The sequence below is a fragment of the Streptomyces sp. NPDC092952 genome (assembly GCF_044754785.1).
In the GTDB taxonomy this organism is placed as follows: Bacteria; Actinomycetota; Actinomycetes; order Streptomycetales; family Streptomycetaceae; genus Streptomyces.
In genome coordinates this window covers 334,101-348,634 of record NZ_JBIVPT010000007.1, presented here as the reverse complement: position 1 = coordinate 348,634, position 14,534 = coordinate 334,101, and the positions used below count along the sequence as shown (strand labels likewise).

Below are 14,534 nucleotides of genomic sequence, written 5' to 3'. Positions count from 1 at the left end.
GGTTCTCAGGGGTGCCTGAGAACGTCAGGCGGGGCTGCCGCCGAACTCCCGCTCCAGGGACGCGATCTGGTTGGAGCCGAGACCACGGACCCGGCGGCTCTCGGAGATACCGAGCCGCTCCATGATCTGCTTGGCGCGGACCTTGCCCACGCCCGGCAGGGACTCCAGGAGGGCCGAGACCTTCATCTTGCCGATGACGTCGTTCTCCTGGCCCTGCTTGATGACCTCGTGGAGGGAGGCGCCGGAGTGCTTCAGTCGATTCTTGACCTCGGCCCGCTCCCGGCGAGCCGCGGCGGCCTTTTCGAGCGCGGCTGCGCGCTGTTCAGGGGTAAGGGGCGGAAGAGCCACGCCTACGTCACCTCGGATGTCGATCTGTCGGATACGGACCGGTGAGGAAGCTGGATGCCCCACACCAGGTGAGCGACGGACCACTCGTGTACGTCGGCTCTCGACGGAGACTAGCGGCCAGGGCCGCCCGAGTCAGCGAGAACCAACGAAAAGTCCTGGTCAGCCTTGCCCGACCAGGACAATCCAGGCATAACAACCGAGTTTTTTGGTCAGGAGTTGGTCAACAGCCTGTTACGCGATGCCGTCAACGGCCCGCCAGGGCCGTTCGGATCTCGTCCGTCAGACGTTCGGCGGCCCCGCGCAGCCCCGCCGCGTCCGGTCCCGCGCGCAGTACGCCCCGGCTCACACTGGGCACGACGTTGCCCACCGCGTCGCCGAAGACCCCGGGCAGGTCCGCGGGGGTCGCGCCCTGCGCCCCGATCCCGGGGGCGAGCAGCGGGCCGTTGATCGCCAGGTCCACCCCGGCGTCCCCGAGGGTGGCGCCGACCACCGCGCCGACCGAGCCGAGCGGCCGCGCCCCGGCGTTCTCCTCGGCCATCCGGTCGAGCATCAGCTGGGCCAGCGGGCGGCCGTCCGCGGCGGTGGCCCGCTGCACCTCGGCGCCCTCCGGGTTGGAGGTGAGGGCGAGTACGAAGACCCCGGCGCCGGAGGCGGCGGCCGCGTCGAGCGCCGGGCGCAGCGAGCCGAAGCCGAGGTACGGCGAGACGGTGACCGCGTCCGAGAAGAGCGGCGAGGCCGGGTCCAGGTAGGTCGCCGCGTAGGCGCCCATCGTGGAGCCGATGTCGCCCCGCTTGGCGTCCATCAGCACCAGCGCGCCGGCCGCCCGCGCCTCCTCGACCGCCTTCTCCAGGACGGCGATGCCGCGCGACCCGAAGCGCTCGAAGAACGCGGACTGCGGCTTGAGCACCGCCACCCGGTCGGCGAGGGCCTCGACGACCGTACGGGTGAAGCGCTCCAGCCCGGCGACGTCGTCGGCCAGGCCCCAGCCGGTGAGCAGCGAGGCGTGCGGGTCGATGCCGACGCAGAGCGGGCCTCGGGTGTCCATGGCGCGGCGCAGGCGCGCGCCGAACGGTTCGGGGCTCATGCGGTGGCCTTCCTGGTTGCTGCGCCGACGGCCTCGGCGAGGGTGGCGTACGGGGAGGCGGCCAGGCGTGCGGCCAGGCCCTTGTGGATCGACCGGGCGTAGAACGGGCCCTCGTAGATGAAGGCGCTGTAGCCCTGGACGAGGGTGGCGCCGGCGAGGATGCGCTGCCAGGCGTCCTCGGCGTTCTCGACGCCGCCGACACCGACCAGGGTGATCCGGTCGCCGACGCGGGCGTAGAGGCGGCCGAGCACCTCCAGGGAGCGCGCCTTGAGGGGGGCTCCGGAGAGCCCGCCGGTCTCGCCGGTCAGGGCGGGCGGGGACGTCAGGCCGAGGCCCTCGCGGGCGATGGTGGTGTTGGTGGCGATGATGCCGTCCAGGCCCAGCTCGACCGCGAGGTCGGCGACCGCGTCGACGTCCTCGTCCGCGAGGTCCGGGGCGATCTTGACGAGGAGCGGGACGCGCCGGTGGGTGACGGTGCGGTCGGCGGCCTCGCGCACGGCGGCGAGCAGCGGCCGCAGCGCCTCGGTGGCCTGGAGGTTGCGCAGACCGGGCGTGTTGGGCGAGGAGACGTTGACGACGAGGTAGTCGGCGTGGGCGGCGAGCCGCTCGGTGGACTTCACGTAGTCGGCGGCGGCCTCGGCCTCCGGCACGACCTTGGTCTTGCCGATGTTGACGCCGACCGTGGTCCGGAAGACCGGCCTGCGGGCCGCCAGCCGCGCGGCGACGGCGGCGGAGCCCTCGTTGTTGAAGCCCATGCGGTTGATCAGCGCACGGTCCGCGACGAGGCGGAAGAGGCGCTTCCTGGGGTTGCCGGGCTGCGGTTCGCCGGTGACGGTGCCGATCTCGACGTGGTCGAAGCCGAGCATCGCCATGCCGTCGATCGCGACGGCGTTCTTGTCGAAGCCGGCGGCGAGGCCGAAGGGGCCGTGCATCCGCAGGCCGAGCGCCTCGGTGCGCAGCTCCTTGTGGCGGGGGGCGAGCGCGGCGGCGACGAAGGTGCGCAGCACCGGGACGCGGACGGCCAGGCGGATCCATCGGAAGGCCAGGTGGTGGGCCTGCTCGGCGTCCATCCGCTTGAAGAACAGCCGGAAGAAGAGCTTGTACATCGCAAGTGTCCTCACGGAGAGGGGGGACACCGTTGCCGGTGTCCCCCCGTCTGCCGGTGTGCTAGTCGCGGGCCGCGGTCAGGTGTCGGGCGTGTTCCTGGAGCGAACCGACCCCGACGCCTCCGTGGGTGAGCGCGTCGATGCCCTGGACGGCGGCGGCGAGCGCCTGGACCGTCGTCAGGCAGGGCACGGACCGGGCCACGGCCGCGGTGCGGATCTCGTAGCCGTCGAGGCGGCCGCCGGTGCCGTACGGCGTGTTGACGATGAGGTCGACCTCGCCGTCGTGGATGAGCTGGACGATGGTCTTCTCGCCCTGCGGGCCGGGGCCCTCGGACTGCTTGCGCACGACGGTGGCGTTGATGCCGTTGCGCTTGAGGACCTCGGCGGTGCCGGAGGTGGCGAGCAGCTCGAAGCCGTGGGCGACGAGCTCGCGCGCCGGGAAGATCATCGAGCGCTTGTCGCGGTTGGCCACCGAGATGAAGGCGCGGCCCTTGGTGGGCAGCGGCCCGTAGGCGCCCGCCTGCGACTTGGCGTACGCCGTGCCGAAGACGGAGTCGATGCCCATGACCTCGCCGGTGGAGCGCATCTCCGGGCCGAGGACGGTGTCGACGCCGCGGCCGTGGATGTCGCGGAAGCGCGACCACGGCATGACGGCCTCCTTGACGGAGATCGGCGCGTCCATCGGCAGGGTGCCGCCGTCCCCGTTGGCCGGGAGCAGGCCCTCGGCGCGCAGCTCGGCGATGGTGGCGCCGAGCGAGATGCGGGCGGCGGCCTTGGCCAGCGGCACCGCGGTCGCCTTCGAGGTGAAGGGGACGGTGCGCGAGGCGCGCGGGTTGGCCTCCAGCACGTAGAGGATGTCGCCGGAGAGCGCGAACTGGATGTTGATCAGCCCGCGGACGCCGACGCCCTTGGCGATGGCCTCGGTGGAGACCCGCAGCCGCTTGATGTCGTGGCCGCCGAGCGTGATCGGGGGCAGCGCGCAGGCGGAGTCGCCGGAGTGGATGCCGGCCTCCTCGATGTGCTCCATGACGCCGCCGAGGTACAGGTCGGTGCCGTCGTAGAGCGCGTCGACGTCGATCTCGATGGCGTCGTCGAGGAAGCGGTCGACCAGGACCGGCCGGGTGGGGCTGATCTCGGTGGACTCGGCGATGTACGAGGAGAGCCGCGCCTCGTCGTACACGATCTCCATGCCCCGGCCGCCGAGCACGTAGCTGGGGCGGACGAGGACGGGGTAGCCGATCTCGTCGGCGATGGCCTTGGCCCCGTCGAAGGTGGTGGCGGTGCCGTGCTTCGGGGCCGGGAGCCCGGCCTCGGCGAGGACCCGGCCGAAGGCGCCGCGGTCCTCGGCGGCGTGGATCGCCTCCGGGGACGTGCCGACGACCGGCACGCCGTTGTCCTTGAGCGCCTGGGAGAGGCCGAGCGGGGTCTGGCCGCCGAGCTGGACGACGACGCCCGCGACCGGGCCGGCGAGGGTCTCCGCGTGGACGATCTCCAGCACGTCCTCCAGCGTCAGCGGCTCGAAGTACAGGCGGTCGGAGGTGTCGTAGTCGGTGGAGACGGTCTCCGGGTTGCAGTTGACCATCACGGTCTCGTAGCCCGCGTCGCTCAGCGCGAAGGAGGCGTGGACGCAGGAGTAGTCGAACTCGATGCCCTGGCCGATGCGGTTGGGGCCGGAGCCGAGGATGATGACCGCGGGCCTGGTGCGCGGCGCGACCTCGGTCTCCTCGTCGTAGCTGGAGTAGAAGTACGGCGTCTTCGCGGCGAACTCGGCGGCGCAGGTGTCGACCGTCTTGTAGACCGGGCGGATGCCCAGCGCGTGCCGCACCTCGCGCACGACGTCCTCGCGCAGGCTGCGGATGTCGGCGATCTGGGCGTCGGAGAAGCCGTGCCGCTTGGCCTCGGCGAGCAGCTCGGGGCCCAGCTCGTCGGCGGTGGCGATCTCGTCGGCGATCTCCTTGATCAGGAAGAGCTGGTCGACGAACCAGGGGTCGATCTTCGTCGCTTCGAAGACCTCCTCCTGGGTGGCTCCGGCCCGGATCGCCTGCATGACGGTGTTGATCCGGCCGTCGGTCGGGCGGACGGCCTCGGCCAGCAGCTCGGCCTTGTCGCCCGGCTCGCCGGTGAAGGCGAACTGCGAGCCCTTCTTCTCCAGCGAGCGGAGCGCCTTCTGGAGCGCCTCGGTGAAGTTCCGGCCGATCGCCATGGCCTCGCCCACCGACTTCATGGTGGTGGTGAGGGTGGAGTCGGCGGACGGGAACTTCTCGAAGGCGAACCGCGGGGCCTTGACGACGACGTAGTCGAGGGTGGGCTCGAAGGAGGCCGGGGTCTTCTCGGTGATGTCGTTGGGGATCTCGTCGAGCGTGTAGCCGACGGCCAGCTTGGCGGCGATCTTGGCGATCGGGAAGCCGGTGGCCTTGGAGGCCAGCGCCGAGGAGCGGGAGACGCGCGGGTTCATCTCGATGACGATGACCCGGCCGTCCTTCGGGTCGATCGCGAACTGGATGTTGCAGCCGCCGGTGTCGACGCCGACCTCGCGGATGATCGCGATGCCGATGTCGCGCAGCCGCTGGTACTCGCGGTCGGTGAGCGTCATCGCCGGGGCGACGGTGATCGAGTCGCCGGTGTGGACGCCCATCGGGTCGAAGTTCTCGATGGAGCAGACGACCACGACGTTGTCGTTCCTGTCGCGCATCAGCTCCAGCTCGTACTCCTTCCAGCCGAGGATGGACTCCTCCAGGAGCACCTCGGTGGTCGGGGAGAGCGTGAGGCCCTGGCCGGCGATGCGGCGCAGCTCCTCCTCGTCGTGGGCGAAGCCGGAGCCGGCGCCGCCCATGGTGAAGGAGGGGCGGACGACGACGGGGTAGCCGCCGAGCGTCTCGACACCGGCGAGGACGTCGTCCATGGAGTGGCAGATGACCGAGCGGGCGGACTCGCCGTACCCGATCTTCTCCTTGACGGCCTCGACGACGCCCTTGAAGAGGTCGCGGTCCTCGCCCTTGTTGATGGCCTCGACGTTGGCGCCGATCAGCTCGACGCCGTACTTCTCCAGGACGCCGTTCTCGTGCATGGAGATCGCGGTGTTGAGCGCGGTCTGGCCGCCCAGGGTGGGGAGCAGCGCGTCGGGGCGCTCCTTGGCGATGATCTTCTCGACGAACTCGGGGGTGATCGGCTCGACGTACGTGGCGTCGGCGATCTCCGGGTCGGTCATGATCGTCGCCGGGTTGGAGTTGACCAGGATGACGCGCAGGCCCTCGGCCTTGAGGACGCGGCAGGCCTGGGTGCCGGAGTAGTCGAACTCGGCGGCCTGGCCGATGACGATCGGGCCGGAGCCGATGACCAGGACGGACTGGATATCGGAGCGCTTAGGCACGCTGGCCCTCCATCAGGGATACGAAGCGGTCGAAGAGGTACGCGGCGTCGTGCGGGCCCGCGGCCGCCTCGGGGTGGTACTGGACGCTGAAGGCCGGCTGGTCGAGGAGCTGGAGGCCCTCGACGACCTGGTCGTTCAGGCAGACGTGGGAGACCTCGGCGCGGCCGAAGTCGGTGTCGGACACCTTGTCGAGCGGGGCGTCGACGGCGAAGCCGTGGTTGTGCGCGGTGACCTCGACCTTGCCGGTCGTGCGGTCCTGCACGGGCTGGTTGATGCCGCGGTGGCCGTACTTCAGCTTGTAGGTGCCGAAGCCGAGGGCGCGGCCCAGGATCTGGTTGCCGAAGCAGATGCCGAAGAGCGGGGTCTTCCGCTCCAGGACGCCGCGCATGACGGAGACCGGGTGGTCGGCGGTGGCGGGGTCGCCGGGGCCGTTGGAGAAGAACACGCCGTCGGGACCGACCGCGTAGACGTCCTCCAGGGTGGCGGTGGCGGGCAGCACGTGCACCTCGATGCCGCGCTCGGCCATCCGGTGCGGGGTCATGCCCTTGATGCCGAGGTCGATCGCGGCGACGGTGAACTTCTTGGTGCCGATCGCGGGGACGACGTACGCCTCCTTGGTGGCGACCTCGGCGGAGAGGTCGGCGCCCACCATCTCGGGGGCCTCCTGGACCCGGGCCAGCAGCGTGGCCTCGTCGGCGACGGCGTCGCCGGAGAAGATGCCGACGCGCATGGCGCCGCGCTCGCGCAGGTGGCGGGTGAGGGCGCGGGTGTCGATGCCGCTGATGCCGACGACGCCCTGGCGCTCCAGCTCCTCGTCGAGGGAGCGGCGCGAGCGCCAGTTGGAGGGGATGCGGGCGGGGTCGCGGACGACGTAGCCGGAGACCCAGATGCGGCCGGACTCGGGGTCCTCGTCGTTGACCCCGGTGTTCCCGACGTGCGGGGCGGTCATCACGACGACCTGGCGGTGGTAGGAGGGGTCGGTCAGCGTCTCCTGGTAGCCGGTCATGCCGGTGGAGAAAACCGCCTCGCCGAAGGTCTCCCCCACGGCCCCGTAGGCACGGCCGCGGAATGTGCGGCCGTCCTCCAGGACGAGTACGGCGGGAGCCTTGGCGGCCCCCCGGGTGGAGATCGTCATCGTGCGGCGCCTTCCGTAGCGGTGGTGGTGAGTTGGTTGACGGCCTCGACCCAGGCCCGGTGCTCGGCCGAGTGGTCGGAGCGGAAGCCGGAGTCGATCAGCTTGTCGCCGTGGGCCCAGGTGATGATCAGCAGGCCGCCCTCGGGGAGGACCTTGCCCGCGATGCCCTTGTCGAGCCGGGCCTCGCGCAGGGCTTCGGCCGGTACGAAGAAGTCGGCGGCACCGGGGCGGACCACGTCCAGGCCCCGCCGGGTCAGGGTGAGTTCCACCCGGCTGCGGGTGCCCAGGCCGTGGGCGACGATCCGGTCGAGCCACTGCCCCGCGGTGGTGGAGGCGTGGTAGCGGCCGGTCAGGGTGAGCAGCGGCTCGTCGTCCGCGAACCCTTCCGGGGTGGTGCGGAGTTCCGGCAGGTCCGCCTGGAGGCTGCCCCGCCACTTCCATCCCTGGCGCATCAGCCAGTAGACGAAGGCGACCAGGACGGCCAGTGCGATGACCCAGCTGATCCGGGCGGACCAGTCGGTGACCTCGGCGGACTTCCGTTCGGCAGCGAGCTGGTAGAGAGAGGTGAGTGATGTCACGCGAGCTTCCCGTCGACGACCGTTGCACGGCCCCGCAGGAAGGTGTGGGTGACTCGGCCCGGCAGCTCGCGCCCCTCGTACGGAGTGTTGCGGCTGCGGGAGGCGAAGCCCGCGGGGTCCACGACACCACGGTAAGCCGGATCGACCAGGGTGAGGTTGGCGGGTTCCCCCGCCGCGACGGGCCGGCCGTGTCCGTCGAGCCGTCCGATGGCGGCCGGGCGGAACGACATCCGGTCGGCGACCCCCGCCCAGTCGAGCAGCCCGGTGTCGACCATCGTCTGCTGGACGACGGAGAGCGCGGTCTCCAGACCCACCATGCCCATGGCGGCGGCGGCCCACTCGCAGTCCTTGTCCTCGTGCGGGTGCGGGGCGTGGTCGGTGGCGACGCAGTCGATGGTGCCGTCGGCGAGCGCCTCGCGCAGCGCCATGACGTCGGCCTCGGTGCGCAGCGGCGGGTTCACCTTGTAGACCGGGTCGTAGGTGCGGACGAGCTCGTCGGTGAGGAGCAGGTGGTGCGGGGTGACCTCGGCGGTGACGTTCCAGCCCTTGGACTTGGCCCAGCGGACGATGTCCACGGAACCGGCGGTCGACAGGTGGCAGATGTGCACCCGGGAGCCGACGTGGGCGGCGAGCAGCACGTCGCGGGCGATGATCGACTCCTCGGCGACGGCGGGCCAGCCGCCCAGTCCGAGCTCGGCGGAGACGACGCCCTCGTTCATCTGGGCGCCCTCGGTGAGGCGGGGCTCCTGGGCGTGCTGGGCGACGACGCCGTCGAAGGCCTTCACGTACTCCAGGGCCCGGCGCATGATCACCGCGTCGTCGACGCACTTGCCGTCGTCGGAGAAGACCTTCACGCCGGCCGCCGAGTCGTGCATGGCGCCCAGCTCGGCGAGCTTCCTGCCCTCCAGGCCGACGGTGACGGCGCCGACCGGCTGGACGTCGCAGTAGCCGGACTCCCGGCCGAGCCGCCAGACCTGCTCGACCACGCCGGCGGTGTCGGCGACGGGGAAGGTGTTGGCCATGGCGTGCACGGCGGTGAAGCCGCCGACGGCGGCCGCCTTCGTACCGGTCAGGACGGTCTCGGAGTCCTCGCGGCCCGGCTCGCGCAGATGGGTGTGGAGGTCGACCAGGCCGGGCAGCAGGATCTGCCCGGCGGCCTCGACGACGGTCGCGCCGGTGGCGTCGAGTCCGGTGCCGACGGCCGCGACGGTCTCGCCGTCGAGAAGGACGTCCTGGGGCTCGCCGCCGAGGATGCTCGCACCGCGGATCAGGGTCTTGCTCATGGTTACTTGTTCTCCTCGGTACGGGACGGGGCAGCGGATTCGTACCCGCCGAGCAGCAGGTACAGGACGGCCATGCGGATGGATACGCCGTTGGCGACCTGCTCGACGGCCGTGCACCGGCCGGAGTCGGCGACCTCGGCGGTGATCTCCATGCCGCGCACCATCGGGCCGGGGTGCATGACGATGGCGTCCTCGGGCATCCGCGCCATGCGGTCGGCGTCCAGGCCGTAGCGGCGGGAGTACTCGCGCTCGGTCGGGAAGTACGCGGCGTTCATCCGTTCACGCTGCACACGCAGCATCATCACCGCGTCGGACTTCGGCAGCACCTCGTCGAGGCCGTAGCTGACCTCGCAGGGCCACTGCTCGACACCGACCGGGACCAGGGTCGGCGGGGCCACCAGGGTGACCTGGGCGCCCAGGGTGTTCAGCAGGTGGACGTTGGAGCGGGCCACCCGGCTGTGCAGGATGTCGCCGACGATGGTGATCCGGCGGCCTTCCAGGTCGCGGCCGAGGCCGCTGTCGGCCCCGACCAGCCGGCGGCGCATCGTGAAGGCGTCCAGGAGGGCCTGGGTGGGGTGCTCGTGGGTGCCGTCACCGGCGTTGACGACGGCACCGTCGATCCAGCCGGAGGTGGCGAGGCGGTACGGGGCCCCGGAGGCGCCGTGCCGGATGACGACGGCGTCGGCGCCCATCGCCTCCAGGGTCAGCGCGGTGTCCTTGAGCGATTCGCCCTTGGAGACGGACGAACCCTTCGCGGAGAAGTTGATGACGTCGGCCGACAGGCGCTTGGCCGCGGCCTCGAAGGAGATGCGGGTACGCGTCGAGTCCTCGAAGAAGAGGTTGACGACGGTACGGCCACGCAGGGTGGGGAGTTTCTTGATCGGCCGGTCGGCGACCCGGGCCATCTCCTCGGCGGTGTCGAGGATCAGGACGGCGTCGTCGCGGGTGAGGTCGGCGGCCGAGATGAGGTGGCGCTTCATCTGGGTGTTCTCCGAAGGGATGGAGGGTTCAGGCATGCGGGCGTGCGTGAGCAGCCGTACGGACCTGCGACGGGCCGTACGGGGGTGGCTGGAGCTACTGCTCGCCCGTCGGGGCGGTCCGACCGTCACCGAGCAGTACGGCGTCCCGGCCGTCCTCCTCGGCGAGCTGGACCTTGACCGTCTCCCGCAGCGACGTGGGGAGGTTCTTGCCGACGTAGTCGGCACGGATCGGGAGTTCGCGGTGGCCCCGGTCGACCAGGACGGCGAGCTGCACCGCGCGCGGGCGGCCGATGTCGCCCAGGGCGTCGAGCGCGGCGCGGATCGTGCGTCCCGAGAAGAGGACGTCGTCGACCAGGACGACGAGGCGGCCCTCGATGCCCTCACCGGGGATGTCGGTGCGGGCCAGGGCGCGCGCCGGGCGCAGCCGCAGGTCGTCGCGGTACATCGTGATGTCGAGGGAGCCGACCGGCATCTTTCCGCCGGTGATCTCTTCGAGCTTTTCGGCGAGCCGGCGGGCGAGGAAGACGCCTCGCGTCGGAATGCCGAGGAGCACCACGTCGTCGGCGCCCTTGGCGCGTTCGACGATCTCGTGGGCGATACGGGTCAGAACCCGGGCGATGTCCGGGGCCTCCAGAACGGGGCGTGCCGCGTTGCCGGTGGCTTCGTGCTGTGCGTCCATAAGAAACGGACCTCCTTCTCCGCCTCACGGGACGGACCTTAAAGGACGTCGAAATTGCGTCATCCACGTTACCAGGGCTTGCGTCGGCCCCTGTCGGCACCCCCGGGATGCCCGTCCGAACCCTTTCAGCTTGACGCAACCAAGTAACGCTGCGTAACCTCACAGTGAGTTACCAGCAACGCGGCGGAGCCGCGCAATGTCCCAGCGTCCGGGGAGCTTTATGTCCAGCGAATACGCAAAACAGCTCGGGGCCAAACTCCGTGCCATCCGCACCCAGCAGGGTCTCTCCCTCCATGGCGTGGAGGAGAAGTCCCAGGGCCGCTGGAAGGCCGTCGTGGTCGGTTCGTACGAGCGCGGCGACCGTGCCGTGACCGTGCAGCGCCTCGCTGAGCTCGCGGACTTCTACGGGGTCCCGGTGCAGGAGCTGCTGCCCGGTACGACGCCCGGCGGTGCCGCCGAGCCGCCGCCGAAGCTGGTCCTGGACCTGGAGCGGCTGGCCCACGTGCCGCCGGAGAAGGCCGGTCCGCTCCAGCGCTACGCCGCGACGATCCAGAGCCAGCGCGGCGACTACAACGGCAAGGTGCTGTCGATCCGCCAGGACGACCTGCGCACCCTGGCCGTGATCTACGACCAGTCGCCCTCCGTGCTCACGGAGCAGTTGATCAGCTGGGGCGTGCTCGACGCGGACGCGCGCCGCGCCGTGTCCCACGAAGAGGGCTGAGGCCCGCAGAAGAGATCCACCGCCGTGCCGGCGCGTTCACCCCATCGGGTGCTCGTGCCGGCACGGTTTTTTTCGTGCCCGCCGCCCGCCGCCCGCCGCCTCTCAGCCCCGCCGCCGCATGCCGAAGGGGCCCGCGGTCACGGAGACCGCGGGCCCCTTCGTCGGCTGAACGCCGCCGGCGGCTACTGCTCCCGGCGGAGGTTCGGCTTGAGGTCCTTGAAGCGGGCCAGCAGCCCGTTCACGAAGGACGGGGATTCATCGGTGGAGAACTCCTTGGCGATCTGGACCGCCTCGTCGATCACCACCGCGTCCGGCGTGCCGTCCTCCCAGATCAGCTCGTAGGCACCGAGACGCAGGATGTTCCGGTCGGCGACCGGCATGCGGTCGATCTCCCAGTCCACGGCGTACGTCACGATGAGGTCGTCGATCCGGTTCGCGTACTTCGCGTACCCCTCGACGAGCTCCATCGTGTACTCGGCGACCGGCGGCTGACGGGTGTCGGACCGCGAGTGCCGCACCCAGTCCGCGAGGACCGTCAGCACGGACTCACCGCGCTGGTCGGCCTCGAAGAGGATCTGGAAGGCGCGCTTGCGGGCCTTGTTCCGGGCAGCCACGGTTAGCTGTTCACCCGGCCGAGGTAGTCGCTGGTGCGGGTGTCGACCTTGATCTTCTCACCGGTGGTGATGAAGAGCGGGACCTGGATCTGGTGGCCGGTCTCCAGGGTGGCGGGCTTGGTGCCACCGGTGGAGCGGTCGCCCTGGACGCCCGGCTCGGTCTCCTGGATGACGAGCTCGACGGCGGCCGGGAGCTCGACGTAGAGCACCTCGCCCTCGTGCTGCGCCACGGAGGCGGTGAAGCCCTCGATCAGGAAGTTGGCGGTGTCGCCGACGGCCTTGCGGTCCACGTGGAGCTGGTCGTAGGTCTCCATGTCCATGAAGACGAAGTAGTCGCCGTCCATGTAGGAGAACTGCATGTCGCGACGGTCGATGGTGGCCGTTTCGACCTTCACACCGGCGTTGAACGTCTTGTCGACGACCTTGCCGGAGAGCACGTTCTTGAGCTTGGTGCGCACGAAGGCCGGGCCCTTGCCGGGCTTGACGTGCTGGAACTCGACGACGGACCAGAGCTGGCCTCCGTCGAGCTTGAGCACCATGCCGTTCTTGAGGTCGTTCGTGGAAGCCACGGTTGCGGAATCTCCTGGGCTGAAGCTGGTGGACGACCGAGGATGCGCGCTAGAGCGCGAGCAGCTCCTTGGTCGTGATGGTGAGTAGCTCGGGTCCGCCGTCCGCCTCGGGGCGCACGACGAGCGTGTCATCGATCCGGACCCCGCCCCGGCCCGGGAGGTGGACCCCCGGTTCGACGGTGACCGGCACACAAGCGTCCAGTTTACCCATGGCCGCAGGTGCCAACTGCGGGTCCTCGTCGATTTCGAGTCCCACTCCGTGCCCGGTCCAGGGTGCCAGGCTCCCGCCGTGCCCCGCGGAGTGCAGCAGATTTCGGGCCGCGTGGTCCACGTCCCGGTAGGCGGCTCCCGGCACGAGCGCCTCCCGGCCGGCTCGCTGAGCGGCGAAAACGAGGTCGTAGAGCTCGATCTGCCAGTCGGCGGGCGCCGTCCCGATGACGAAGGTGCGGCCGATCTCGCAGCGGTAGCCGCGGTAGCTCGCGCCCAGGCAGACGGAGAGGAAATCCCCTTCCTCGACCCGCCGGTCCGAGGGGCGGTGACGGCCCCGGCCGGAATTCGGCCCGGTGGCCACCGAGGTGGCGAACGCGGGGCCGTCGGCGCCGTGGTCCACCAGACGGCGCTCCAGCTCCAGGGCGAGATGCCGCTCGGTACGGCCGACCAGGATGGACTCCAGGAGCTCGCCCAGGGCCTGGTCGGTGATCTCGGCGGCGATCCGCAGACAGGCGATCTCCTCCTCGTCCTTGACCACCCGCTGCTGCTCGACGGCGGTCCCGAGGTCGGCCAGCCGCAGTCGCGGCGCGACCGAGCCCATGGCGCGGTGGCGGGCGACCGTCAGATGGTGCTCCTCCACGGCGAGGGACTCCGCTCCGGAGGAACCGGCCAGATCGGCGGCCGCCACTGCCGGGTCCCCGCCCGCGACGGGCAGCACCGACACCCGCAGCCGGTCGTCGGTCCGCCCCTCGGTGTGCTCGACGCCCGGTGCGCGCGGCGAGAACAGCACGTCCTCGCCGGGGCCGAGCAGCAGAACGGCTCCCGGTGGCGCACCGCCCGCGAGATAGCGGACGTTGGCGGGGCGGGAGACCAGGGCGGCCGCGGCACCCGCGGCGGCGCACCGGTCGCGGAGCGCTCCGCGGCGGACGGCGTACACCTCTGACATGCCACGAGCCTACGAGCGGGGGCGCGGGCCCGCGCGGTCAGCGCAGCCGACCGGGGGGTGAGGATTCACCAGCTCGGCGGGGAGGCTATGGACCGGGCGAGGATGTCGTCCAGGACCCGGGCGGTGGTCTCGACGTCGTAGGTCGAGTTGTCGATGATCGGGAGCCCGGAGCCGTACCAGCCGGCCATCCTGCCGTGGATCCTGGCGACCTCCTCGTCCGAGAGGCGGCGGTTGCCGCTGCGCTCGGCGTTGCGCTCCAGGACGATCTCCAGGCCGGGCAGCAGGACGACCGGCAGGAGCCCGGGGCCGACATGGCGCTTCCAGCCCCCGAGACCGACGACCGGCCGGTCGGGGAAGACCGCGTCGTCGAGGATGCAGGAGATGCCGTTGGCGAGGAAGTTGCGGGCGGCGAAACCGCAGGTGCGGCGGGCCAGGCGGTACTGCGCCTCGGAGTGGTCGTTCCACCCGGCCTGCGGGTCGGCGAAGCCGGAACAGACCCACTCGCGGACGTCGTCGAGGCTCACATGGGCGGTGGGGACCCGGCGGCGGCTGGCCCAGAGCTTGGCGACGGTGGTCTTGCCGGCGCCGGCGGGGCCGATCAGCAGGACGGCGAGGGTCGCGCTGCCGGTGCCGGGCTCGGCGGGCGGCGCGGGCAGCGGCACCGGGCCGCCCGGCGGCAGCTGGACATGCCCGGTGGTCTCCCTGGGGGGAGGGCCGGGGGCATGCTGCGGGGCCGGGCCGCTCCACCCGCCGGGGGCGGGCGGGGCGGCGGGCGGCGGGCCCGCCGGTGGGGGCGGGCCGGGGTGCTGGGCCTGGTGCGACCAGCCGACAGGTCCGCCCGCGGGGCCCTGGGGCGGCGGCAGCGGGGCCCCCACTGCGTGCTGCATCCGGTGCCACTCCGTCTCGTACAG

At 71.3% G+C, this 14,534-nt stretch carries 14 protein-coding genes; 1 reads left to right on the top strand and 13 read right to left on the bottom strand.

Going from position 1 to position 14,534, the window contains the following annotated elements:
- Positions 1-24 precede the first annotated feature (24 nt).
- The 9 genes from ACIQGQ_RS20080 to pyrR form a co-directional block, all read right to left on the bottom strand.
- Positions 25-348 (bottom strand): integration host factor, encoded by a 324-nt coding sequence (locus ACIQGQ_RS20080; RefSeq protein WP_003970367.1) that lies wholly within the window; start codon positions 346-348, stop codon positions 25-27.
- Positions 349-592: 244 nt separating this feature from the next.
- The gene (gene pyrF, locus ACIQGQ_RS20075) at positions 593-1,432 is read right to left on the bottom strand and encodes an orotidine-5'-phosphate decarboxylase (protein WP_402397612.1); all 840 of its coding nucleotides are present in this window, start codon (positions 1,430-1,432) and stop codon (positions 593-595) included.
- Positions 1,429-2,538: a quinone-dependent dihydroorotate dehydrogenase gene (locus ACIQGQ_RS20070; RefSeq protein WP_402397610.1), complete on the bottom strand. Its 1,110-nt coding sequence runs from the start codon at positions 2,536-2,538 to the stop codon at positions 1,429-1,431. The genes pyrF and ACIQGQ_RS20070 overlap by 4 nt, the downstream gene beginning before the upstream one ends.
- Positions 2,539-2,599: 61 nt before the next feature.
- Positions 2,600-5,908 (bottom strand): carbamoyl-phosphate synthase large subunit, encoded by a 3,309-nt coding sequence (gene carB, locus ACIQGQ_RS20065; RefSeq protein ID WP_402397608.1) that lies wholly within the window; start codon positions 5,906-5,908, stop codon positions 2,600-2,602.
- Positions 5,901-7,043 (bottom strand): glutamine-hydrolyzing carbamoyl-phosphate synthase small subunit, encoded by a 1,143-nt coding sequence (gene carA, locus ACIQGQ_RS20060; RefSeq protein ID WP_402397605.1) that lies wholly within the window; start codon positions 7,041-7,043, stop codon positions 5,901-5,903. Before carA ends, carB begins: the two co-directional genes overlap by 8 nt.
- Complete coding sequence (locus ACIQGQ_RS20055; protein WP_402397602.1) at positions 7,040-7,621, bottom strand: hypothetical protein; 582 nt, start codon at positions 7,619-7,621, stop codon at positions 7,040-7,042. Before ACIQGQ_RS20055 ends, carA begins: the two co-directional genes overlap by 4 nt.
- Complete coding sequence (locus tag ACIQGQ_RS20050; RefSeq protein ID WP_402397600.1) at positions 7,618-8,904, bottom strand: dihydroorotase; 1,287 nt, start codon at positions 8,902-8,904, stop codon at positions 7,618-7,620. The genes ACIQGQ_RS20055 and ACIQGQ_RS20050 overlap by 4 nt, the downstream gene beginning before the upstream one ends.
- 2 nt (positions 8,905-8,906) lie before the next feature.
- On the bottom strand, positions 8,907-9,884 hold the full coding sequence (locus ACIQGQ_RS20045) for an aspartate carbamoyltransferase catalytic subunit (protein ID WP_366290686.1): 978 nt from the start codon (positions 9,882-9,884) through the stop codon (positions 8,907-8,909).
- Between the two features lie 94 nt (positions 9,885-9,978).
- Entirely contained in the window at positions 9,979-10,563 is a 585-nt protein-coding gene (gene pyrR, locus ACIQGQ_RS20040) for a bifunctional pyr operon transcriptional regulator/uracil phosphoribosyltransferase PyrR (protein ID WP_402397597.1), read from the bottom strand.
- Between the two features lie 220 nt (positions 10,564-10,783).
- Between pyrR and bldD the strand changes: the two genes are divergently transcribed.
- Positions 10,784-11,284, top strand: coding sequence for a transcriptional regulator BldD (gene bldD / locus ACIQGQ_RS20035; RefSeq protein WP_326696507.1), 501 nt, complete (start codon positions 10,784-10,786; stop codon positions 11,282-11,284).
- 182 nt (positions 11,285-11,466) lie between these two features.
- Here bldD and nusB read toward each other — a convergent pair whose 3' ends face one another.
- From nusB to ACIQGQ_RS20015, 4 genes are all read right to left on the bottom strand, one after another.
- A complete protein-coding gene (gene nusB, locus ACIQGQ_RS20030) occupies positions 11,467-11,898 on the bottom strand; it encodes a transcription antitermination factor NusB (protein WP_366290557.1) in 432 nt (143 codons plus the stop codon).
- 2 nt (positions 11,899-11,900) lie between these two features.
- Positions 11,901-12,467, bottom strand: a complete 567-nt coding sequence (efp, locus tag ACIQGQ_RS20025) for an elongation factor P (RefSeq protein WP_352277403.1) — start codon at positions 12,465-12,467, stop codon at positions 11,901-11,903.
- A gap of 49 nt (positions 12,468-12,516) precedes the next feature.
- Positions 12,517-13,623, bottom strand: coding sequence for a M24 family metallopeptidase (locus ACIQGQ_RS20020; RefSeq protein WP_402397592.1), 1,107 nt, complete (start codon positions 13,621-13,623; stop codon positions 12,517-12,519).
- Between the two features lie 65 nt (positions 13,624-13,688).
- Complete coding sequence (locus ACIQGQ_RS20015) at positions 13,689-14,510, bottom strand: Pro-rich N-terminal domain-containing protein (protein WP_402397590.1); 822 nt, start codon at positions 14,508-14,510, stop codon at positions 13,689-13,691.
- Positions 14,511-14,534: the final 24 nt, after the last annotated feature.

Bases quoted from the DNA above. Each gene is read 5' to 3' on its own strand.
- ACIQGQ_RS20020 (WP_402397592.1), bottom strand. From the start codon at position 13,623: ATGTCAGAGGTGTACGCCGTCCGCCGCGGAGCGCTCCGCGACCGGTGC.
- ACIQGQ_RS20045 (WP_366290686.1), bottom strand. From the start codon at position 9,884: ATGAAGCGCCACCTCATCTCGGCCGCCGACCTCACCCGCGACGACGCC.
- pyrF (WP_402397612.1), bottom strand. From the start codon at position 1,432: ATGAGCCCCGAACCGTTCGGCGCGCGCCTGCGCCGCGCCATGGACACC.
- ACIQGQ_RS20050 (WP_402397600.1), bottom strand. From the start codon at position 8,904: ATGAGCAAGACCCTGATCCGCGGTGCGAGCATCCTCGGCGGCGAGCCC.
- pyrR (WP_402397597.1), bottom strand. From the start codon at position 10,563: ATGGACGCACAGCACGAAGCCACCGGCAACGCGGCACGCCCCGTTCTG.
- bldD (WP_326696507.1), top strand. From the start codon at position 10,784: ATGTCCAGCGAATACGCAAAACAGCTCGGGGCCAAACTCCGTGCCATC.
- ACIQGQ_RS20015 (WP_402397590.1), bottom strand. From the start codon at position 14,510: ATGCAGCACGCAGTGGGGGCCCCGCTGCCGCCGCCCCAGGGCCCCGCG.
- ACIQGQ_RS20070 (WP_402397610.1), bottom strand. From the start codon at position 2,538: ATGTACAAGCTCTTCTTCCGGCTGTTCTTCAAGCGGATGGACGCCGAG.
- carA (WP_402397605.1), bottom strand. From the start codon at position 7,043: ATGACGATCTCCACCCGGGGGGCCGCCAAGGCTCCCGCCGTACTCGTC.